The following is a 19,757-nucleotide window of genomic DNA, read 5'->3' on the forward strand; positions in this document are numbered from 1 at the left end:
CTTCGAAGAGCGCCTGAAGAAGGTCCTCAAGGAAATCCGCACCCGCGGCGACATCATCCTCTTCATCGACGAGATCCACACCCTCGTTGGTGCAGGTGCTGCCGAAGGCGCCATTGATGCTGCGTCCATCCTGAAGCCCATGCTGGCCCGTGGTGAACTCCAGACCATCGGTGCCACCACCCTGGATGAATACCGCAAGCACATTGAGAAGGACGCTGCCCTTGAGCGCCGCTTCCAGCCGATCCAGGTCAAGGAACCCTCCGTCGCTCACGCGATCGAGATCCTCAAGGGCCTGCGTGACCGTTACGAGGCACACCACCGCGTGACGATTACCGACGGCGCCCTCGCCTCAGCCGCGCAGCTGGCCGAACGCTACATCTCGGACCGCTTCCTGCCGGACAAGGCGATCGACCTCATCGATGAAGCCGGCGCACGCCTGCGCATCCGTCGCATGACCGCTCCGCCGGAGCTCAAGGCCATGGACGAGCGCATTGCGGACGTGAAGATGGAGAAGGAATCCGCCATCGACGCCCAGGACTTTGAGGGCGCTGCCTCGCTGCGCGACAAGGAGCAGAAGCTCATTGCCGAACGCGCTGAGAAGGAACGCACATGGAAGTCCGGCGGCATGGACGACATCTCCGAGGTTGACGAGGACCTGATCGCTGAAGTTCTTGCGAACTCCACCGGCATCCCGGTCTTCAAGCTCACCGAGGAAGAGTCCTCGCGCCTGCTCAAGATGGAAGACGAACTGCACAAGCGCGTCGTTGGACAGGACGAGGCCATCAAGGCCCTGTCCCAGGCCATCCGCCGTACCCGTGCAGGCCTGAAGGACCCCAAGCGTCCGGGTGGCTCGTTCATCTTCGCCGGCCCCACGGGCGTCGGCAAGACCGAGCTCGCCAAGGCCCTGGCCGAGTTCCTGTTCGGTGAAGAGGACGCCCTCATCACACTGGACATGTCCGAGTACTCCGAGAAGCACACGGTTTCGCGTCTCTTCGGTGCACCTCCGGGCTACGTCGGCTACGAAGAAGGCGGCCAGCTGACCGAGAAGGTCCGTCGTCGTCCGTTCTCCGTGGTCCTGTTCGACGAAGTGGAGAAGGCCCACGCCGATCTCTTCAACTCGCTGCTGCAGATCCTGGAAGACGGCCGCTTGACCGACTCCCAGGGCCGCGTGGTGGACTTCAAGAACACCGTGATCATCATGACCACCAACCTTGGTACCCGCGATATCTCCAAGAGCGTGGCAACGGGCTTCCAGTCCGGTACGGACACCCAGACCGGCTACAACCGGATGCGCGCCCGGGTCACGGAAGAGCTCAAGCAGCACTTCCGCCCCGAGTTCCTCAACCGCGTTGACGACGTCGTGGTGTTCCCGCAGCTGACGCAGGACGAGATCATCGAGATCGTGGACCTGTTCGTGACCCGCCTGGAGCGTCGCCTCAAGGACAAGGACATGGGCATCGAGCTCACGCCCGCTGCCAAGGTCCTCCTGGCCACCCGTGGTTACGATCCCGCCATGGGTGCCCGGCCCCTGCGCCGCACCATCCAGCGCGAGATCGAGGACCAGCTGTCCGAGAAGATCCTGTTCGGTGAACTCCACTCCGGCGACATCGTTGTGGTGGACGTTGACGGCGAAGGTGACGACGCCAAGTTCACGTTCGAAGGCAACGCCAAGCCGCGGATCCCGGAGATCGCTCCCACCGCGTAAGGCAATACAGCACAAAGCCCCGCCAGCTCCCACAAAGGAGCAGGCGGGGCTTTTGCGTAACTGGCCGGCTCTGGCCCAACAGCGGGTCAGCGCCAGGCGGGAATGCCTGCGCCCGCCAGATAATTCGTGATTGCGTTGGTGAATTGTTCCTCGCTGCTGCCTGCACCGGAGTGCCCTGCCATGGCTGCGGCGAGGTGTGGATACTCTCCGGACTGGAGGGCGTCAAGGATGTGTGAGCCGCGGTCTGCCGAGCTGCCTTCAGTTGGATCTGATGGTGGCAGTGAAGCCAGTTCGTTCTGCACGAATGCCGAGGTGATGGCTGACATCATGGCCACGACTTGGAGTTTTGCCGGCCCGGGAAGGTCCACCGCTTCCATGGCGGCCAAAGTCCCGTCCAGGAAACGCAGGGAGTTGGGGCCCGTGGATGGGCGGGTGATCAGGAGCGGTGCCAGCCAAGGGTGCCGGTGCATGATGCTGCGTCCTTGCCGGGCAAGGTTCAGGAGCCGCCCCTGTGGATGATCATCGGTCGTTTCAAACTGGTACTCGCCGGCGACTGCATCCATCATCAGTTCAACAAGTTCGTCGTGTGATTTCACGTAGCGGTAGAGGGAAGCGGCGCCTGCTCCTACGCTGGTTGCAACCCTGCGTATGGAGACAGCTGCCAAGCCTTCCTCATCGGCAATACGAAGCGCCGCCGCCGCAATCCCGTTCCGGGAGTGCTCCGGTTTGGGGCCGACGGCCGAACGTTCCGGGCGCCGCCAGACGTCCGCAGGATCGTGAACCGGCATCCGAGCTCCCTTCATTCCATTGAGATGGTTTGGTGCTCATCCCATTTCACTATATTCTGAATTGCGAACGGTGATCGCAATTCAGGGAAGGTAGGGATCCATGCGGGTACTCATGGTTGCTCCCGGGACGCGCGGGGATGTTGCGCCCATGGCCGGGCTCGGGAGTCGCCTTCAGGGGCTGGGCTACGAGGTTGCCATTGCGGCGAATCCTGCCTACGCCCCGTTGGTGGTGGAGTCCGGCTGCGAATTCAGGCCGCTGCCCGGGGATCTTGCGGAACTCATCAGGCAACCGGCGCCGGGGGCGAAGACCGCGCCTGGAAGCGTGATGACGTTTTGGCGCAAGCTCGGTGCGTATATGGAGAACGCAGCGACCGGAACCCTGGCGGCCGCCGAGGCTGGAGCCGACGTCATCCTGGCCAATTCGGTGGCTCCCTATGCGTACGACATCGCAGAAGCCATGCGCATCCCTGCGATCGGCGCACACCTGCAACCGACGGAGCCGAGTGCGGCATATCCGCCGGTGCTGATGAACTCGTCCCGCAGCCTGGGGGCATGGGGGAACAAGGTGATCGGTGAGCGTGCCGCTGCCGGCCCCGCCCCGTACGATGCTCCTGGTGCCCGCCTTCGCAAGCAGTTGGGTCTTGGCAAGGAAAGCCGGGCTGCAGGGGAGCGCCGCCGGAGGAAAGCACGGGCAACCATTCTTCACGGCATCAGCCCTTCGGTCCTGCCGCGGCCGTCGGATTGGCACTCTGGTTTGGTCATGGCCGGTTACTGGTGGCCTGCCGAAAATACACGTTGGGAACCGTCCTCGGACTTGGTGGATTTTCTCGCCGACGGGCCGGCGCCGGTTTTTGTCGGTTTTGGCAGCAGCGCCCACCTCGACCCTGAGTTCATCCTGGAGGCGACACGTCGCGCCGGAGTGAGGGCAGTAGTGCAGGGTCCGGAGGGTGCGTTGGGTGATGACGCCCTGGGTGTCGGAAGTGTTCCCCACCAGTGGCTCTTCCCCCGGATGGCGGCTGTGGTCCATCACGCCGGAGCTGGGACCACGGCGGCAGGATTCCGCGCAGGAGTTCCGGCCATCGGCGTCCCCGTCTACACGGACCAGCCTCTCTGGGCTTCGCGTATTGCAGCGCTGGGTGCCGGGCCCCGGCCGATTCCTTACAAGAAGCTGACTCCGGAGCGCCTCGGTGACGCGATCGCCGAAACCGTGGCATCGCCGTCGTACGCCGTTCAAGCCAGGGGCGTCGCGGCCGCCATCGCCACGGAGGACGGAACTGTGCCCGTGCTTGCGGCCCTGCGAAACCTCCCAGCCAAGTAGCAGGAGAGCGCGTTTTGATCCGTCTTAACGCGTTCTACTGCGACCTACTTGGGTAAATATGTGAAAGTACTGTTTCACTGTGAGTGAACCACTCTGTGATCGGCGGCACAATGCGTGTTGAATCGGACCATGGACTCTGCTGACATTCACACCCCGGGCGAGCAGCCCGAAACCCCGTTTCACGACATGGACCACTACCTCGCCATCCCGCGGGTCAGCGGCCTCACCCTCAGCCCCGACGGCACTCGCTTGGTCACCACCGTTTCAACGCTGAACGGCAAGGGAACCGAGTTCGCTTCAGCGCTCTGGGAGATCGACCCCGCCGGCCGGAAGCAAGCGCGCCGGATCACCCGCAGTTCCAAGGGCGAGGCCGGTGCTGCGTTCGCGGCGAACGGCGACCTTTACTTCACCTCAGCGCGCCCGGACCCGGACAGTCCCGACGCTGACCCGGTGAACGCCCTGTGGCTCCTGCCCGCCGACGGGGGAGAAGCCCGGGTGGTGCACTCGCGCTCAGGTGGCATCAGCTCGGTCATGACAGCCAAGGACGCGGACGCCACGTTCGTCAACGCCGAGGTCCTCGCCGGATCTGCCGACGAAGACAACGACGACGAACGCCGCAAGGCCCGCAAGGACAACAAGGTCTCCGCCATCCTGCACAGCGGCTACCCCGTCCGCTTCTGGGATGCCGACCTCGGCCCGGCCGAGCCGCGGATCTTCGCTGTTGAGCAGGGAGAGGACCAGGAACCCGGCAAGCCGACAACTGTGGATGCTGCCGCTCCGCTCAAGCTGCGCAACCTGACGTCCGGCGTCGGCGGTTCACTGCGTGAGTCAAAAACGGTGGTGAGCCCGGACGGCAAGACCATCTACACCAGCATGACCAAGGCGCTGGCAAAAGCAGACAGCCGTGAGGTGCTCGCCGCTATCGACGTCGCCACCGGGAGCGTCAAGGTGCTGCTGGACCATGAAGGCATGAACTACTTCCCGGGGCCGGTCAGCCCGGACAACAGCACCCTGGTGGTCGAAAGCGAAAGCGACACCACGCCCCACCAGGCGCCCCAGGTGAAGCTGCACCTGCTCAACGTCGCCGGCGGTGAGACCACTGACCTTGAGCCGCTGGCCCATCAGTGGGATCGCTGGGCTACTGCCCTCGCATGGCTCCCGGATGGCAGCTCCATCCTGGCCAAAGCGGACGACGACGGCGCGTCGCCGGTTTTCCGGATTGACGTCGCTGACGGTGGGGTCACCCGGGTGACGCAGGACGCGTCCGCCTACTCCGACGTCGTGCTTACCTCTGACGGGACGACGGCGTATGCCCTGCGGAGCTCCTACGAGTTCCCCGCCGAAGCAGTCCGGATAGACCTTGCTACCGGAGAAGTGACCAGGCTTCAGGCCCCTGCTGAGCGTCCCGTTTACAAGGGACGCCTGGAGCGTGTGGAAACGACGGCGGACGACGGCGCACGCGTGCCCGCGTACCTCGCCCTCCCCGACGATGCCTCCGCGGACAAGCCCGCACCGCTCCTGCTGTGGATCCATGGCGGGCCCTTGGGTTCGTGGAATGCGTGGACATGGCGATGGAACCCCTGGCTGCTGGTGGCCAAGGGGTACGCCGTGCTCCTGCCGGACCCCGCGCTTTCCACTGGGTACGGCCAGGAATTCATCCAGCGCGGCTGGGGTGAATGGGGCAAGAAGCCCTTTACCGACCTCATGGCCATCACTGACACGGTGGTTGCCCGTCCGGACATCGACGAGTCGCGGACAGCGGCGATGGGAGGATCCTTCGGCGGTTACATGGCCAACTGGGTGGCCGGCCAAACCGACCGGTTTAAGGCGATTGTTACCCACGCAAGTTTGTGGGCACTGGACCAGTTCGGCCCCACCACGGATGCAGCGCAGTATTGGCTGAAGGAGATGACCGTGGACATGGCCTCGGAGAACTCACCGCACCTGAACGTGGGCAACATTAAGACACCCATGCTGGTGATCCACGGTGACAAGGATTACCGGGTGCCGATCGGTGAGGGCCTGCGCCTCTGGTATGAGCTCCTGTCCTCATCGCAGCTGCCTGCGGACGAGAACGGCCAGAGCCCGCACCGCTTCCTTTACTTCCCTGACGAAAACCACTGGGTACTCCAGCCGCAGCACGCGAAGATCTGGTACGGAGTGGTGGAGCACTTCCTGGCCAAACAGGTTCTGGGCGAGGATGTTGCTTTGCCTGAGGAGCTGGGGATTTAGATCGAAAAGGCTGACCTGTGCCTCCGCCGACGCGGCGGGGGCGCAGGTGGTGGTGTTCATGGGGACAGTATTTTGCGCAGGTCGCCGTCGAAATCCCCGCCGTAGACAAACCGGGCAAGCCATGCCACCGGCCCGATCGCCCGTGCCTGGGCGATGACAGCCGGGGGTGTCCCTTGGCGCTCCAGCTGCTTCAGTTGATCATTCCATGCCGCTGATACCGAGCCGCCGGCTCCTTGGCCCCAACGTTCCAACGACGTTGCCGCAAGGTGTTCAGCCGCCGTCCGCAAGTTTCGCATCGCCTCTTTGCGACCTGCGGGACTGAGGTCTTGCTGGAGTTCCAGCATACGTTTGCGGTTCAGGCGCCAAGCGAGGAGGGCCAGGAGTGCAAGTGTCAGGCTCATCTTGATGAGCCACGGTGCGACCTGCCCGGAATCAAATCCTCGATCATCGGCGACGCCCGTGACAGCCCTGAAGGTCACGAGGCCGATGACGAAGAGTCCCACAATCAGCGTGCACACGGTTCCGTATCGTGCTGCCGGCCTTGCGGGCACCGGGAGGAAGAGCGCAACTGTCAGGAGAACGATTCCGATCACCGCGGCAGGGGAGGCTACCGAAGCTGCCTGCTCTGCGGTGATATAGGTGCTCTTGCGATCTGAAGGACCGAACATCACGGCTGCTGTCAGTGCGGCTGACAAGCCGGCGCTGAGGAGGAAGCCCCACGTTGCCTGCCACAGGATTCGCTTTCGTCCCCTCGTAATGTCGGGGGTTTTTGCCAGTGCACCGCGACGCTCGTGCAGCCTATGCAACTCGCGGAACAGCGGCCGCCGGACCCTTTCATTTACGGCGATGGCCTTCGCTGCCGCTTCCGAGACGGCGACGGCATCGCTGGGGGTGCCCTCCAGAGTGAGAACGGCCTTCTTCATCTCAATACCTTTCCAGATGGGTGGCACCACTTGAGACTAGTTCCTCCCAGGCGTCCTGTCCGACGACCGCACTCCGGATCATCCGTTCACGAACCACCTGGTTCTGTGTCCCTTCAACGACTTTGTCACCAGAGCTGATTAGCGTCACGATTTGGCACCTGGACGCACTGGATACGGGTGACGGTCATCGTATGGAGATGCATGGCCGTGAAGAACGCTACGGATTCGCGGCATTGACTGCGAGCGAACAGTCAGGATCAAGTGCTCAAGGAGAAATACGTGCCGGTTCCGGCAGCGGCAGCCGACCCCAGCGGAGTCTTGAACCGGCACTTTACGAATTGGTGCGCGAAGTTCAAGATCTTCCGTACCGCCGTCGGCTTCGAAACCGCCACCGGACATGTTGTGTACCCCGCACATGCTATCCGTGAGGCGGACGGAACTGTCTGGTTGTCGGCGCTGGAAGGCTTTGAGAAGTCCGGCATTCGTGGGCAAGTTGAAAAAGATGCGTCCTTTCTGGAGACGCTCCTCGCTGCGGCAAATTCACCAACCAGGATCCCTTTGGGGCTTGCCCTGTTGATTGGGGGCACCCGCTATCAGCTTGTCTTTCAGAACAGTTCCGAGACGGGCGGGGACCACATCATCAACGTGGCGTTCATCAACAGGGGAGAACCGCCGCGACCATGAAATTCGCAATAGCCCGGCTGTTTGAAGGAATTGCAGGCAAGCCGGACTGGTGTGCGTGTAACCATCAGCGCTGGGCACGGCCGGCGCCTGTCCGTCTCGCTAGGATGGGGGAGTGAATCCGACCTTCAGCCTTCGCCCTGCCCGCACCAGTGATGTGGCGGCGATCAAGAGGCTTGTGGCGCCCTTGGCTGAGGAACGGATCCTCATGGCCAAGGAGACCGTGGCGTATTACGAAAGCCTGCAGGAATTCCGGATTGCAGAGTCGGACGCCGGGGAAGTCATTGGTTGTGGGGCGCTCCATGTCATGTGGGAAGACCTGGCCGAGATCCGCACTCTTGCCGCGGCGAACTCCTGGCGTGGGCGGGGTGTGGGGCACGTCCTCGTGGAGAACCTGTTGGAGGAAGCCCGGGCGCTTGGCGTGAGCCGTGTTTTCTGCCTGACCTTTGAAGTGGACTTCTTCAAGCGCCACGGATTTGAAGTCATGGCCGACCAATCGGCCGTGGATCCGCAGGTATATTCCGAACTGCTGCGCTCGCATGACGAAGGCGTGGCAGAGTTCCTGGACCTTGCCCGGGTGAAGCCCAATACCTTGGGCAACACCCGCATGATCAAGCAGCTCTAGCGCGCTAGGAGCGAAGCCGCAATCCTGGCCTATTATGCGTGATTTAATACCCTTTTCTTATCTCAACTTGATGGATAAACTGATTGAGGCTTGCTGGGGAAGCTTCCACCACATCGGTCAATTGAGAGAAGATCATGCAGTCCCACGCCTCCTTTTCAGATGTTTCAGAACTCCAACTCAGCGTGCGCGGTCCAGTGTTCACGCCTGCCGATTCCGGCTTCGCCGCTGAAGTAGCGGCCTTCAATTTATCCACACAGCACCAACCTGACCTCGCCTTCGGCGCCCTCGATGCAGAGGACGTCTCGGCGGCCGTGCGCTGGGCCGCAGAACGCGGTATGCCGGTATCCGTCCAGTCCACCGGGCACGGTGCCACCAATGCCATTGAAGGTGGCCTGTTGATCAGCACCCGCCGAATGCTCGAACTCAGTATTGATCCCCTGGAGAAGACGGCCCGCGTTGGTGCGGGCGTCCGCTGGAAGGCCGTGGTGGATCTCGCCGGGACCTTCGGGTTGATGGGGCTCTGCGGTTCCACCACTGATGTTGGCGTGGTGGGTTACACGCTGGGTGGCGGGCTGCCCATTCTTGGGCGCAAATACGGTTTCGCCTCCGACCATGTGATTGCGTTCGAGATTGTCACGGCTGACGGTGTGCTGCGCCGGGTGACCAAGGACGAGGACTCGGAGTTGTTCTTCCTCCTGCGCGGCGGCAAGGGCAACTTGGGAATCGTCACCGCCATGGAATTCCACCTGTTCCAGGGCTCCGACCTCTATGCCGGCGGAATCTACTTTGACGGTGAGCATGCTCCTGAAGTGCTGCAGGCGTTCAGGGGCTGGGCGCCTTCCTTGCCCGTGGAGGCTTCGGCGTCCCTTGCCTTTCTGCGGCTGCCGGATATGGAGATGGTGCCGCCACCTTTGCGCGGCAAATTCGTGATCCATCTCCGGTATGCCTACCAGGGTGATTTGGCGACCGCAGCAGAACTCCTGGAGCCGATGCGTCGGAGCGCGCCCTTCATGATGGATGCCACGGGGCCCCTGGACGCCACCGCCTTCGACTCGATCCACCAGGACCCGGACCAGCCGGTTCCAGTGCTGGAACATGGCTTCCTCCTGGACAGGTTGGATGAGCCGGAAGCTGATGCGCTTCTGCGGCACTTTGGCCCCGGTGTTGACAGTCCCGTGTTGCTGGCCGAACTCCGGTTGCTCGGCGGTGCTTTGGCCAAGAGTTCGGATGGTGACGATATTGTGGGTGGCCGCGATGCTGCGTTCAGCTTCTTCATGGGTGCCATTGCCGTGCCGCCAAGGGTGGAGATGTTGCCGTCCGTGTTCAACGCAGTTCATGAAGACCTGAGGCCTGCGGCCAATGCCGGAACTTTCGTCAATCTGCATGGCCACTTTGTGGATTCCGAAGACCGGGAGCGGCCGTGGCGGGCAACGGCCTTGGATCGCCTCCGTAAGGCAAAGGCCGAGCTGGATCCGCACAACATGTTCAGCTTCGGGCACGTGGTGGGGCTCCCTGTCATCGATCAGACCGTGCTGCTCCAAGACGTTGTGACCGCCGGCGGCGACGCCGTGCTGAGCAGCTAGGGGCTGAGGGTGATGAACAACCGCGTCACGTTCCCCGACTTCTCCGCTTTCCAGATCGACATCCCGCACGGGACGTGGCCGCACGAGGCGCCATGGTCCGGGGACAGCCGCTCCGACCCGGACCTGTATTCGGCTTTCTGGCCGGAATTCCGCATCCGTCAGGAACAGGAACAGGAATCGGAGCCGGTATCAGAGCAGGAGCCGACGGCGACACCGGCACCTGAGCGGTAGGACAACGCGGCAGGGACAGCTCCCAGGAACTGTCCCCGCCGCGCTTGTCTCGACAACCCCGCCAAAGGCCTCGGCGGTAGCCTGTGCCGGCGCTAGCCGGCTTCGGGATGTCCCCAGAACGCGTCTTCGGAGGCTGCATCCGAGGAGAAGAGCCACACTTCGGTAATCTTCCCCTCGTTCACGGTCAGCAGATCCGTGCCGGGCATGTCCATTGAAGTGTCGGCGCGCTTGCCCGCGAAGCGAACCGGAACTGCAACCAACGCGCCGTTGACCATGGGGGTTCCGGTAACGGTGAGCTGGAAGGTTCCCTCGCTGGCCTGCATCATCCCGCCGAGCAATGCGCCGATTGCTTCAATGCCTTGGTGGTTGCCGGAAAAGCGGTTGGAGCCCGGTTGATGCCACACCACGTCAGGACTGAACATCGCCATGGCAGCTGGCACGTCCCCACGGCCGAGTGCGTCGAAGTACGAGGCGGCTACAGCCTCGGGTGCTTGGTTATTCATGGGTTCTCCTTGGGGTTTCGGTTACCCAATCATGGTTACATTCGGTAACCTGTTACATCAACGTAACTAAGGGATCGAGTGGAGGAGTTTGATGAGTTTGAACGAACCGGTGTGGAACGTCATGGTCTCAACGTGCCCATCACGAACGTCCCTGGCGAAGATAGCCAACAAATGGACCGCCATGATCGTCATCGCACTCAGCGGTGGCCCCTTGCGTTTCGGTGAACTGCGGGAGGCCGTGGATGGCATCAGCGGAAAGGTCCTCGCCGATACCTTGCGGGACTTGGAGCGGGACGGAATCGTGAGCCGCACGGCCTATGACCAGATGCCACCCCGCGTGGAGTACGAGCTAACCCCGTTGGGGGGAACCCTGCGCGAACCCCTCACAGCCTTGGGGCGTTGGGCAGAGCAGCACATCGAAGATGTGATGTCGGCGCGGGATGCTTATGACGAACGACCAACGCCTGGGACGCTGACTTAGGAAACGCGCCGGGGCTGGGCGTCGAAGTGGCGTCGGTAGTCGGTGGGTGTAGTGGAGAAAGCCCGGGCAAAGTTTTGCCGGAGTGTCACGGCGCTGCCGAAGCCGCATTCGGCTGCTACTTGATCGATGGACAGGCTGGAACTCTCCAGGAGGTGCCTGGCTGCGTCGAGCCGCTGGGAGCGCACCCATGCTGATGGGGTAGTCCCGGTAGACGCCCTGAAGGCACGGATGAAGGTTCGGCGGCTCATGTGGGCCTGATCGGCGAGGGCGTCGATGGTCAGGTCTTCGGCCAAATGACCCAGGGCCCACTCAAACAAGCGTGACATGGGATCGTCCGCGGACCGGGGCGGCAAGGGGTGCTCGATGTACTGCGCCTGTCCGCCCTCCCGGTGCGGAGCGATGACCAGGCTGCGTGCCACCTGGTTGGCGGCTGCAGATCCCAGTCGGGTCCTCACCAGATGCAAGCATGCGTCCAATCCGGAGGCTGTTCCCGCCGACGTCAAGACGTCGCCGTGATCGATGTACAGCACCGTCTGGTCCAGAAAAACATCCGGGTGGCGTGTCGAGAGCGAACTGAAGGCTTCCCAATGCGTGACGGCGGACCGCCCATCAAGCAGGCCGGCGTCGGCAACCGGGATGGTGCCCAGGCACAGGCCAAGGATGACGACGCCGCGCTCGTGTGCCTGCCGAAGTACGGTGCGGAGCTGCTCATTCGGTGAGCGGCCGTCGTCAAACCAGGAAGGCACCACAATGACGTCTGCTTCGGATGTGGATTCGGGGCCAGGGATCTCTCCCAGTTGATAGCCCTCCGCAGTGCGGATGTGGCCCGCTTGATCCGCGAAGAGCCGGGTGTTCCACTCGGCGAGGCCTTGTCGCGAGACCTCGTCGAAAACCATCTGGGGGACCGCGAGGTGGAACATTGTCACGTCATCGAAGGCATAGACGGAGATGCGCATGGATCCTCTTCTCGATTGGCCTGAATCAATCGTATAAGGGCATTCATGCCACTGGTGGTCACTTCTAAAGACGCCGAGGATGGAAGAGTTGCCACAAGGCGGCCAACGAACCGACCCCGGAAAAGAGAACACCATGAGCACGCCCCGCCGCGCACTGATCCTCGTAGACATCCAGCAGCAATATTTCAGCGGACCCCTTGAGATCCAGTTCCCGCCCCACCACGAATCGATCGTGATGATTGGAAAGGCCATTGACGCCGCTGCTGAGGCAGGCATTCCGATTGCCGCCATTCAGCACAGCGCCGGGGAGGGTGCGCCTGTCTTCGCCCCGGGCACCCCGGAGTTCACCCTCCATCCTGAAATCGAGGATCGCCGTAAGGACTCCTGGAAGACTGTGGTCAAGCACTATGGCTCGGTCTACGCCGACACCGACCTGGCCGCATGGCTGCGGGAGAACGGCGTCGACACCGTCACCTTGGTGGGTTACATGACCAACAATTGCATTTTGGCCTCTGCTGTCGAAGCCGAATACATCGGGTTCGCCACCGAAGTCCTCTCCGATGCCACCGGTGCCATCAATTTGGCCAATGACGCAGGCTTCGCCGACGCGAAAACAGTCCACACCACCCTGATGGCTTTGCTGAACTCGAACTGGGCAGCCGTCAGCACCACTGACGCGTGGGTAGATGCGCTGGGCGCAGGCAGCGCCTTGGAGAGGAGCGATCTGGGAAGCTCTGCGGTTGCCGGAGCTGTGCGCTAACCAAAGACGCTCCGGGCCTACCGTGGGCCGGGCTGCCGGTAGTAGGGTCAGAGCACCAGCCGCAGCACGCCCAGGAGCATCCTATGAAAAAGCTCATTAATGATCCACGCGCAGTGGTGGACGAGTCCGTAGAAGGTTTCGGCATGGCCCATGCCGACATTGTGGACGTCCACCCGGAGCCTAAATACGTCGTCCGAAAGGGTGCTCCGGTAGCGGGCAAGGTTGCCTTGGTTTCCGGTGGGGGCAGTGGCCACGAGCCCTTGCACGCAGGTTTCGTGGGGTTCGGCATGCTCGACGCCGCTGTCCCCGGCGCAGTTTTCACCTCGCCCACTCCTGACCAGATCATTCCGGCGACGGTCGCTGTGGACTCAGGTGCCGGCGTCGTCCATATTGTGAAGAACTACACCGGTGACGTCCTGAACTTTGAAACCGCGGCCGAAATGGCGCAGGCCGAAGGCGTGCACGTTCGTTCCGTACTGGTGAACGACGACGTCGCGGTGGAAGATTCGCTGTACACGGCGGGTCGGCGCGGGGTGGGCGGAACGGTCCTGGTGGAAAAGATCGCCGGAGCATCAGCCCAGCGCGGAGACGATCTTGACACTGTCACAGCCATCGCCGAGCGCGTGGTGGCCAACGTGCGGACCATGGGCGTCGCCCTCTCCGGTTGCACCGTGCCGCACGCAGGGACGCCCAGCTTTGAGCTTGCCGAAGATGAGATCGAGATCGGCATTGGCATCCACGGCGAGCCGGGCCGGCACAAGATCGCCATGGAGCCGGCCGATGCCATCACGGACCGCTTGCTGGAGCCCGTGCTGGAGGACCTTGCCCTCACCTCCGATGACAAAGTGCTGCTGTTCGTCAACGGCATGGGCGGAACGCCGCAAAGCGAGTTGTACATCGTTTATCGGCGCGCAGCCCAAGTGCTGGCCGAACGCGGTGCCACCGTGGAGCGATCGCTGGTGGGCAACTACGTGACCTCCCTGGAGATGCAGGGTTGCTCGGTGTCAGTGCTGCGCCTTGACGAGGAAATGACCAGGTTGTGGGATGCCCCGGTACACACTGCCGCGCTGCGATGGGGAGCCTGAACATGGGCTTGACCGTTGACTGGGCCGTGGACTGGATAAAACTCTCCGCCAAGGCCATGGCGGAGCATCGTGTGGAACTGATCGAACTGGACCGGGCCATCGGCGACTCGGACCACGGTGAGAACATGGACCGGGGTTTCCAGGCCGTACTGCAGATGCTCGATGAGACGCCGCCGGAAACTCCCGGTGCAGCGCTTAAAGCTGCCGCCATGGCCCTCATGTCCAAGGTGGGCGGAGCGGCCGGACCCTTGTATGGAACGGCGTTCTTGCGGGCGGCTACCTCGCTGGGTGAGGCCGCCGATGTTGATGCCGGGGCGCTGGCGGCAGCGCTCGCCGCCGCCCGTGACGGAGTAGTGGCACGCGGTAAAGCCGAACTTGGCGACAAGACCATGATCGATGCGTGGACTCCCGCCGTGGAAGCGGCGCAACAAGCCGCCGGGAGCGGCGCCGACCCCGTTGGCGTGCTGGAAGCAGCCGCGGAAGCTGCCGAAACCGGGGCCATGGCAACGGACCCCTTGGTGGCGCGCAAGGGCCGGGCCAGCTACTTGGGGGAGCGGAGTGCAGGGCATCGCGACCCCGGCGCCGCGTCAACCGCCCTCATCCTCCGGGCGGCCGCAGCGGCGGCCGCCCGATCAACCGGTGACAAGGGAACCGACGCCATATGACCGTAGGGATAGTGGTTGTATCGCACAGCAGCAAGATCGCCGAGGGGGCGGTGGAACTCGCCGCCCAAATGGCGCCCGACGTCGAACTGGTCGCCGCCGGGGGCACCGAGGACGATCGGATCGGAACCAGCCTTGAGAAGGTGCTGGCCGCCGTCGAGCAGTCACTGGTGGATTCCGGTGGTGACGGCGTGGTGGTGCTGGCCGATCTGGGTTCGGCAGTCATGACAGCCGAATCGGCCATGGAGTTTGCCAGCGATCCCGACGCCGTGAGGCTGGCCGACGCTCCGCTGGTTGAGGGACTCGTGGCGGCTGCCGTCGCTGCCCAAGGAGGCGCCGGCGTCGAGGACGTCTGCAAGGCTGCAGAGGCCGTGGCTTTTGGCAAGGTGCCCGCCGGCGTGGGAGGACCGGAGATTCCCGACCTCAAGGACGAGCCGGACGCAAGCGGCGATTTCGAACTCATCAACCCCCTGGGCATGCATGCCCGGCCCGCGGCAAAGATCGCCGGCGGCCTGTCCGGGCTGGACGCGGAGGTGACCGTCAACGGCGTCGACGGCATGTCCATCATGGCACTCATGGCGCTCGCCGCAGGGCAGGGTTCCAGCCTCCATGTCGAAGCGAGGGGCAAGGATGCACTGAAGGCGGTCCAGTATGTGGGCCGGCTGGTTGAGGAAGGGTTCGGGGAGCTTTAGCCGAGACGATTTTCGCTCAAATATTGCTAAGTACACTGATTAGTGATGTTGTAGAGGTACAGGTTCACTACAAGGAAGAGGTACGAATCATGGGTGCTGACGACAAGATGGAGAACGCTGGCGAGAAGCTTGGCGGCAAGGCCAAAGAGGCTGCCGGAAAGCTGACGGACAACGAGCGTCTCGAAGCCGAAGGCAAGGGCGACCAGACGAAAGCCGACCTCAAGGGTGCCGGCGAGAAGCTCAAGGACGCCTTCAAGAAGGACTAAGAATCCAGGCAGGGCCGCTGCAATTGCAGCGGCCCTGCCTTGTTTTGGGGCGATTGATGTGTGAAGCGCCGCTTGCTGGCGCTCTATCTAATGGAGGATCTTCGTGAACATTCTGGTGAAACTTTTCGGCCTGGCAGTCAGCCTCGGAGCAGGCACGCTCGCAAACAAGACGCTGGAAGGCATCTGGGAGAAGAAGACCGGTAAGCCCGCCCCCAAGGACGGAACGGACCTCAACGATTCCCTGCCCGGCGTTCTGGTCTTCGCAGTGGTTTCGGCAGGTGTCGGCGCCATAGTTCACGTACTTACCCAGCGGGGCACCAAGAGCGCCCTGGCCCGCATGAAGAAGACGGCTGACGAGGTTTAACAAATGGCTATAGCTAAGTTCCCCAGTGTTGTCATCGATTGTCCTGACGCAGCGGCATTGGCCGCGTTCTACGGCGAGCTGTTCGGCTGGGAGATTGAGGACAAAGGCGACTGGTTCGATATCCGTCCCAGCGACGGCAGCAACTGCATCTCCTTCCAGCAGGTGGAGGTGTACCAGCCGCCTGTGTGGCCCGGCCAGACCATTCCGCAGCAGATGCATCTGGACATGATCGTGGATGACTTGGATAAGGGTGAGGAAGTTGCACTGTCCCTTGGTGCCACCAAAGCCGATCACCAGCCAGGCGACACGTTCAGGGTGTTCCTTGACCCGGCTGGTCATCCGTTCTGCCTCTGCTTGAGCTAAGCCCTCGCCGGGCTTGGCCAGGCGTTCAGCCCTGCTGCGCCGCCCATTCCTCGACCCGCCGGTTGCTCTCTTCCTCGGAGAGGTCCTCCACGCGCGTCATGATGGACCAGCGGACGCCGAACGGATCGCGGACGCTGGCATAGCGGTCACCCGAAACGAACGTGGTCAACGGCTCGCGGATGGTGGCCCCGGCTTGCTCGGCTTTGTGGACCAGCCCGTCCGCATCGGAGCAGTAGAGGCCCATGGAGTAGCAGTCGTCCTCTCCGTTCGGTGACGGGACGAGGTGGTACTCGGGGTTGGGCTCACCGAGCTGGAGGTGGCCGTTTCCAAAGTCGAGTTCGGCGTGGACCACCACTCCGCCCATCTCGGTCTCGCCCACCACCCGTGCGCCGAAGACGTCGCGATAGAACGCAATGGCTTCCTTGGCGTTGGCTACCGCGAGGAATGGCGTCAGGCTGGTCAGGCCGTTCGGAATGCCATTGGTGGTGTGGTCCCCGTTGGCGGCCATGGTTGATTCGGTGCTTGTAGTATCTGTCATGGGTATGACGCTACGGGCCTGCCGCCAGGTAGCGCTTGGAGATTTGCGACAGCTTTGATCGCTTCTGGAAAGGCTCCCCATGGAAGGCTCCTTCAAGGGCATCCTTTATCCGGCGCGGCTGCCCACCTTCCATCGCTACCCGGCCCCCTCATCCATAGCCGGGTTGGTGCAGTGGTTCTGGATTCCGGAATGGAACATCGAGCCCGGCCGGTCGTCCCGGCAGCACGTCATTGCCTATCCTGCCTCCAACCTGGTGGTACAGCCCGCGGACGTCATCCTTGCCGGCCCCACCACCCGCGCTTCACACCGGGACCTCAACGGGACCGGCTGGGCTGTGGGGGCGCTGCTCCGCCCGGCGGCCGTTCCGCTTTTCACGGATAATCCGGGAGCCCTCCGTGATCAGGAGGTCGTTCTGGCGCAGGAAGAATTGCATTCTGCCGTCTGCAGGGCAATGAAAGCGCCCGACGGCGGCGCTCACCGGGAGCGGGCAGTGGAAGCCTTTGTGGTGTGGTTGGGTTCCTTGAAGTTTGTTGCTTCAGAGGAGGCGTTGCTCGCCAACCGGATGATGGATGTGATCGCTTCCGGGCCTGATGTTTCAAGAATCGAGGATGTGGCTGATTCCTTATCGGTATCACCCCGAACCCTGCAGAGAATCGCTGGGAAGTACGTTGGGCTGAGCCCTTCGGCCTTGATTCGGCGGCGCCGACTCCAGGATGCCGCCGAGCGTACCCGGTCCGACCCGGAAGCGGACCTTGCCGCGATCGCCGTCGAACTCGGTTATGCAGACCACGCGCACCTGACCAACGACTTCCGGAAGTATCTGGGCTTTACGCCAAGTGGCTACCGGAAGTCGTTCGGCGAGGCGACGTGATGTCCCGGGCGCCCGGAGAGGGACTCCTTAGCGGTCTTCTTCCGGGGTGTCGTCCGGGGTGTCCAGCAAACCGCGCTGTGCCAGGTCCGCCTCGTCGGATGCTTCCGGGGGCAGGGGATCGGTGGCGTCGGGACGTCGCTGGGAGCGTAATCGGCAAGGCCCGCCGCAACGCGCTCCTGCTCCGCGGCTCTCTGGTACGTGTCGTCGTCGACGTCCTCGGGCATCTTGCCGTGGCCGGAACGGTCAGGGTTCGGTAGGGCGTCGTCCTGTGGAACGATGACGTCTTCGATGGCCTCGCCGGCGGTGTTTTCTTCACGGGGGTTGGTCATGGCTGCTCCTTTTGTTCTGGTTCCTACTTGTCTTTTCCGGATCCGGGTTCGCTGAGCTTGCGGTTGAATTCCGCTCCTGCGGCGTCGGGCATGACGTTGCTGCCAAGGCCCATGGTGCGGGACTTGAGCGAGCCGCCCAGCACGTTGCCGTCGCCTTCCATCAGGGCCTTGAATCCTTGTTTGGCCACCAACGCGGGATCATCTTTGTCATCACTGCCCACTTTGGTGTCCAGGAGATCGGCCCGTTCAAAGAAGTCGGTCTCTGTAGGCCCTGGCAGGAGCGTGGTAACAGTGACTCCGGTGTCTCTTAGTTCGTTGCGAAGTGCCTGCCCGAAGGACTGCACGAACGCCTTGGAGGCGCCGTAGATTGCCTGGAAGGGTGCTGGGGCCCTGGAGATCACTGAGGAAGTGAACAGTATTTTTCCCTGGTTGCGTTGGACCATGTCCGAGGCAACCCATTTGGCGATGACCACCGTGGAGATCACGTTGAGGTCGATTGTCTTGAGTTCTGCCTCGAGGTCGGTTTCCACGAACGGACCGCCCACCCCGATGCCCGCGTTGATGGCCACTGCTTCCAGCGGCCGGCCCAAAGCCGCGACGGCGGCGTGTAACCGGGCCATGCCCTGTCTGTCAGTGAGGTCGATTTGCTCTGCGTAGGCATCTCCGTCGAGGCCCTTCAGTTCCTCCGCCGCTGTGTGGATCTTGTCGTTTTCGGCAACGATGACGGTGTCGAATCCGTTGCTGAGGAACTGCCTCGCCAGCTCGAATCCAATGCCGCTTGAGGCGCCGGTGACCAGCGCCAGTGGCCGTTCAGTTGTGGACATGGTTGCTGCCTTTCGGTTCCCAGTAACAGACAGGTTACTTAGTATTATCCGATGTGGCACTACCTTCAGTGAAGTATTTGCACTGCCATAGTTGGGTCCGGGCTGCCTGCCGGTTGCTTACCTCGGACCATGGTGGGTATACCCGGAAGCCGCGCTTTCCACCGACACCGTTCACGGACACGATTCCATGCTTGGCCAGTACCGGTTTCGGGAAAGCGAAGTAGCCGGCCCTGCCGCCTTCCCGGGCTGTTATCACCAGCAGATCCACACCATCTTCGGCGGGGAAGGGCTCAGTGGACCCGTCCTGGGCGCGTTGCCAGACGGCAACGAACAAGCCCACCTTGGCCGGAGTCAGCTTACCTACGCGGAACCGGACCAGTTCCTGCCCAAGATCAACGACGACGGCCCCATACTCATGGTTGTCGGCCTCGGGTACCGGCGCTGAGGGCGATCCGGATGACTGGCTGAGGGCCCGCAATGCCTCGGCTACGTCTGGGTGGACATTGTGGTCAGGCACGCACCCATCCTACGGCGGTGCCGGAAACCTACTGTTGCCGCAAACCCCCGCCATCCAGTATCAGGGCCGCTGAAATCACCCGTCCGCATTGCTCGCCGTAGGGATAGTCACCCTTGGGGATGAAGGTCAGCGTCCGGACCGGCAGTGCGATTCCGGCCGGAGACATGCCGGAAAGGGTCGCTTCAAGGGGGTTCTCACTGAGCGATGGAAGCTCGAGGAAACCCACCAAGGTCCCATCAGGGGAGGAGGTGGCCGAGCACATGCCTTCAGGCGAGCAGCCCTGGTCCACGGCTGTAGCTCCCGGATGCAGCACCACATCGTTCTCGGTGCAACTGCCATCCTGGCAGGCCTTGAGCCGAAGCGTCCCCACTTGGTCCGTGTACCCCGCTGCCACGGTCAGGGAAACTCCGGCTATCTGCCCAATGGCCGGGCAGGCCACTGCTTGGGGATAGCAGCCCGG

General features: G+C 62.8%; 25 protein-coding genes. 16 read left to right on the forward strand and 9 right to left on the reverse strand.

What is annotated here, in order from left to right; genetic code table 11:
• Positions 1-1,705 (forward strand): ATP-dependent Clp protease ATP-binding subunit (locus tag HP499_RS06910; protein ID WP_172323196.1); only part of this gene is annotated, 1,705 nt, incomplete at its 5' end.
• A gap of 86 nt (positions 1,706-1,791) precedes the next feature.
• Here the strand turns inward: HP499_RS06910 and HP499_RS06915 are convergent.
• Positions 1,792-2,493, reverse strand: coding sequence for a TetR/AcrR family transcriptional regulator (locus HP499_RS06915; protein ID WP_172323198.1), 702 nt, complete (start codon positions 2,491-2,493; stop codon positions 1,792-1,794).
• A 100-nt stretch (positions 2,494-2,593) separates the two neighbouring features.
• On the opposite strand from HP499_RS06915, the gene HP499_RS06920 reads away from it, so the two are divergent.
• Together HP499_RS06920 and HP499_RS06925 are read left to right on the forward strand one after the other, a co-directional pair.
• Positions 2,594-3,811, forward strand: coding sequence for a glycosyltransferase (locus tag HP499_RS06920; RefSeq protein ID WP_172323200.1), 1,218 nt, complete (start codon positions 2,594-2,596; stop codon positions 3,809-3,811).
• Positions 3,812-3,940: 129 nt separating this feature from the next.
• Positions 3,941-6,043 (forward strand): prolyl oligopeptidase family serine peptidase, encoded by a 2,103-nt coding sequence (locus tag HP499_RS06925; RefSeq protein ID WP_172323202.1) that lies wholly within the window; start codon positions 3,941-3,943, stop codon positions 6,041-6,043.
• 56 nt (positions 6,044-6,099) lie between these two features.
• Here HP499_RS06925 and HP499_RS06930 read toward each other — a convergent pair whose 3' ends face one another.
• Positions 6,100-6,966, reverse strand: a complete 867-nt coding sequence (locus tag HP499_RS06930) for a hypothetical protein (protein WP_172323203.1) — start codon at positions 6,964-6,966, stop codon at positions 6,100-6,102.
• Between the two features lie 318 nt (positions 6,967-7,284).
• On the opposite strand from HP499_RS06930, the gene HP499_RS06935 reads away from it, so the two are divergent.
• The 4 genes from HP499_RS06935 to HP499_RS06950 all read left to right on the forward strand — a co-directional run bounded on the left by HP499_RS06935 (position 7,285) and on the right by HP499_RS06950 (position 10,086).
• Complete coding sequence (locus HP499_RS06935) at positions 7,285-7,650, forward strand: hypothetical protein (protein ID WP_172323204.1); 366 nt, start codon at positions 7,285-7,287, stop codon at positions 7,648-7,650.
• 112 nt (positions 7,651-7,762) lie between these two features.
• Entirely contained in the window at positions 7,763-8,272 is a 510-nt protein-coding gene (locus HP499_RS06940; protein WP_172323205.1) for an amino-acid N-acetyltransferase, read from the forward strand.
• A 134-nt stretch (positions 8,273-8,406) separates the two neighbouring features.
• On the forward strand, positions 8,407-9,855 hold the full coding sequence (locus tag HP499_RS06945; protein ID WP_172323206.1) for an FAD-binding oxidoreductase: 1,449 nt from the start codon (positions 8,407-8,409) through the stop codon (positions 9,853-9,855).
• Positions 9,856-9,867: 12 nt separating this feature from the next.
• Positions 9,868-10,086 carry a hypothetical protein gene (locus HP499_RS06950; RefSeq protein WP_172323230.1) on the forward strand — a complete coding sequence of 73 codons (219 nt, stop codon included), beginning with the start codon at positions 9,868-9,870 and terminating at the stop codon, positions 10,084-10,086.
• Between the two features lie 92 nt (positions 10,087-10,178).
• Here HP499_RS06950 and HP499_RS06955 read toward each other — a convergent pair whose 3' ends face one another.
• Entirely contained in the window at positions 10,179-10,589 is a 411-nt protein-coding gene (locus HP499_RS06955; RefSeq protein ID WP_172323207.1) for a nuclear transport factor 2 family protein, read from the reverse strand.
• A 91-nt stretch (positions 10,590-10,680) separates the two neighbouring features.
• Between HP499_RS06955 and HP499_RS06960 the strand changes: the two genes are divergently transcribed.
• Positions 10,681-11,070 carry a helix-turn-helix domain-containing protein gene (locus HP499_RS06960; protein ID WP_172323208.1) on the forward strand — a complete coding sequence of 130 codons (390 nt, stop codon included), beginning with the start codon at positions 10,681-10,683 and terminating at the stop codon, positions 11,068-11,070.
• On the opposite strand, the gene HP499_RS06965 is transcribed toward HP499_RS06960, so the two are convergent.
• On the reverse strand, positions 11,067-12,026 hold the full coding sequence (locus HP499_RS06965) for a GlxA family transcriptional regulator (protein ID WP_172323209.1): 960 nt from the start codon (positions 12,024-12,026) through the stop codon (positions 11,067-11,069). The two genes, HP499_RS06960 and HP499_RS06965, sit on opposite strands and share 4 nt — an antisense overlap.
• Positions 12,027-12,159: 133 nt before the next feature.
• On the opposite strand from HP499_RS06965, the gene HP499_RS06970 reads away from it, so the two are divergent.
• From HP499_RS06970 to HP499_RS07000, 7 genes are all read left to right on the forward strand, one after another.
• Complete coding sequence (locus HP499_RS06970; RefSeq protein WP_172323210.1) at positions 12,160-12,786, forward strand: isochorismatase family protein; 627 nt, start codon at positions 12,160-12,162, stop codon at positions 12,784-12,786.
• A gap of 83 nt (positions 12,787-12,869) precedes the next feature.
• Positions 12,870-13,871, forward strand: a complete 1,002-nt coding sequence (gene dhaK / locus HP499_RS06975) for a dihydroxyacetone kinase subunit DhaK (RefSeq protein WP_172323212.1) — start codon at positions 12,870-12,872, stop codon at positions 13,869-13,871.
• 2 nt (positions 13,872-13,873) lie between these two features.
• Positions 13,874-14,536: a dihydroxyacetone kinase subunit DhaL gene (dhaL, locus tag HP499_RS06980; RefSeq protein WP_172323214.1), complete on the forward strand. Its 663-nt coding sequence runs from the start codon at positions 13,874-13,876 to the stop codon at positions 14,534-14,536.
• Entirely contained in the window at positions 14,533-15,225 is a 693-nt protein-coding gene (gene dhaM / locus HP499_RS06985) for a dihydroxyacetone kinase phosphoryl donor subunit DhaM (protein WP_172323216.1), read from the forward strand. Before dhaL ends, dhaM begins: the two co-directional genes overlap by 4 nt.
• An 89-nt stretch (positions 15,226-15,314) precedes the next feature.
• A complete protein-coding gene (locus HP499_RS06990) occupies positions 15,315-15,491 on the forward strand; it encodes a CsbD family protein (protein ID WP_035760998.1) in 177 nt (58 codons plus the stop codon).
• Between the two features lie 103 nt (positions 15,492-15,594).
• On the forward strand, positions 15,595-15,855 hold the full coding sequence (locus HP499_RS06995; protein ID WP_141283339.1) for a DUF4235 domain-containing protein: 261 nt from the start codon (positions 15,595-15,597) through the stop codon (positions 15,853-15,855).
• A 3-nt stretch (positions 15,856-15,858) separates the two neighbouring features.
• The gene (locus tag HP499_RS07000) at positions 15,859-16,218 is read left to right on the forward strand and encodes a VOC family protein (protein WP_172323218.1); all 360 of its coding nucleotides are present in this window, start codon (positions 15,859-15,861) and stop codon (positions 16,216-16,218) included.
• A gap of 25 nt (positions 16,219-16,243) precedes the next feature.
• Here the strand turns inward: HP499_RS07000 and HP499_RS07005 are convergent, their stop codons facing one another.
• The gene (locus tag HP499_RS07005; protein ID WP_172323220.1) at positions 16,244-16,756 is read right to left on the reverse strand and encodes a glyoxalase/bleomycin resistance/extradiol dioxygenase family protein; all 513 of its coding nucleotides are present in this window, start codon (positions 16,754-16,756) and stop codon (positions 16,244-16,246) included.
• 79 nt (positions 16,757-16,835) lie between these two features.
• Between HP499_RS07005 and HP499_RS07010 the strand changes: the two genes are divergently transcribed.
• Positions 16,836-17,627: a helix-turn-helix transcriptional regulator gene (locus HP499_RS07010; protein ID WP_172323222.1), complete on the forward strand. Its 792-nt coding sequence runs from the start codon at positions 16,836-16,838 to the stop codon at positions 17,625-17,627.
• Here the strand turns inward: HP499_RS07010 and HP499_RS07015 are convergent.
• The 4 genes from HP499_RS07015 to HP499_RS07030 form a co-directional block, all read right to left on the reverse strand.
• Entirely contained in the window at positions 17,597-17,956 is a 360-nt protein-coding gene (locus tag HP499_RS07015) for a hypothetical protein (RefSeq protein ID WP_253951449.1), read from the reverse strand. The two genes, HP499_RS07010 and HP499_RS07015, sit on opposite strands and share 31 nt — an antisense overlap.
• Before the next feature lie 23 nt (positions 17,957-17,979).
• On the reverse strand, positions 17,980-18,780 hold the full coding sequence (locus tag HP499_RS07020; protein ID WP_172323224.1) for an SDR family oxidoreductase: 801 nt from the start codon (positions 18,778-18,780) through the stop codon (positions 17,980-17,982).
• A 34-nt stretch (positions 18,781-18,814) separates the two neighbouring features.
• A complete protein-coding gene (locus tag HP499_RS07025; RefSeq protein WP_172323226.1) occupies positions 18,815-19,297 on the reverse strand; it encodes a MepB family protein in 483 nt (160 codons plus the stop codon).
• 28 nt (positions 19,298-19,325) lie between these two features.
• A partial coding sequence (locus HP499_RS07030; protein ID WP_172323228.1) for a hypothetical protein occupies positions 19,326-19,757 on the reverse strand: 432 nt, incomplete at its 5' end.

The organism is Paenarthrobacter sp. CM16 (assembly GCF_013179505.1).
Classification (GTDB): Bacteria; Actinomycetota; Actinomycetes; order Actinomycetales; family Micrococcaceae; genus Arthrobacter.

Coding starts and splice junctions, on each gene's coding strand:
- HP499_RS06915 (WP_172323198.1), bottom strand. CDS start 2,493: ATGCCGGTTCACGATCCTGCGGACGTCTGGCGGCGCCCGGAACGTTCG.
- HP499_RS06920 (WP_172323200.1), top strand. CDS start 2,594: ATGCGGGTACTCATGGTTGCTCCCGGGACGCGCGGGGATGTTGCGCCC.
- HP499_RS06925 (WP_172323202.1), top strand. CDS start 3,941: ATGGACTCTGCTGACATTCACACCCCGGGCGAGCAGCCCGAAACCCCG.
- HP499_RS06930 (WP_172323203.1), bottom strand. CDS start 6,966: ATGAAGAAGGCCGTTCTCACTCTGGAGGGCACCCCCAGCGATGCCGTC.
- HP499_RS06945 (WP_172323206.1), top strand. CDS start 8,407: ATGCAGTCCCACGCCTCCTTTTCAGATGTTTCAGAACTCCAACTCAGC.
- HP499_RS06950 (WP_172323230.1), top strand. CDS start 9,868: ATGAACAACCGCGTCACGTTCCCCGACTTCTCCGCTTTCCAGATCGAC.
- HP499_RS06955 (WP_172323207.1), bottom strand. CDS start 10,589: ATGAATAACCAAGCACCCGAGGCTGTAGCCGCCTCGTACTTCGACGCA.
- HP499_RS06960 (WP_172323208.1), top strand. CDS start 10,681: ATGAGTTTGAACGAACCGGTGTGGAACGTCATGGTCTCAACGTGCCCA.
- HP499_RS06965 (WP_172323209.1), bottom strand. CDS start 12,026: ATGCGCATCTCCGTCTATGCCTTCGATGACGTGACAATGTTCCACCTC.
- HP499_RS06970 (WP_172323210.1), top strand. CDS start 12,160: ATGAGCACGCCCCGCCGCGCACTGATCCTCGTAGACATCCAGCAGCAA.
- dhaK (WP_172323212.1), top strand. CDS start 12,870: ATGAAAAAGCTCATTAATGATCCACGCGCAGTGGTGGACGAGTCCGTA.
- dhaL (WP_172323214.1), top strand. CDS start 13,874: ATGGGCTTGACCGTTGACTGGGCCGTGGACTGGATAAAACTCTCCGCC.
- dhaM (WP_172323216.1), top strand. CDS start 14,533: ATGACCGTAGGGATAGTGGTTGTATCGCACAGCAGCAAGATCGCCGAG.
- HP499_RS06990 (WP_035760998.1), top strand. CDS start 15,315: ATGGGTGCTGACGACAAGATGGAGAACGCTGGCGAGAAGCTTGGCGGC.
- HP499_RS07000 (WP_172323218.1), top strand. CDS start 15,859: ATGGCTATAGCTAAGTTCCCCAGTGTTGTCATCGATTGTCCTGACGCA.
- HP499_RS07005 (WP_172323220.1), bottom strand. CDS start 16,756: ATGACAGATACTACAAGCACCGAATCAACCATGGCCGCCAACGGGGAC.
- HP499_RS07010 (WP_172323222.1), top strand. CDS start 16,836: ATGGAAGGCTCCTTCAAGGGCATCCTTTATCCGGCGCGGCTGCCCACC.
- HP499_RS07015 (WP_253951449.1), bottom strand. CDS start 17,956: ATGACCAACCCCCGTGAAGAAAACACCGCCGGCGAGGCCATCGAAGAC.
- HP499_RS07020 (WP_172323224.1), bottom strand. CDS start 18,780: ATGTCCACAACTGAACGGCCACTGGCGCTGGTCACCGGCGCCTCAAGC.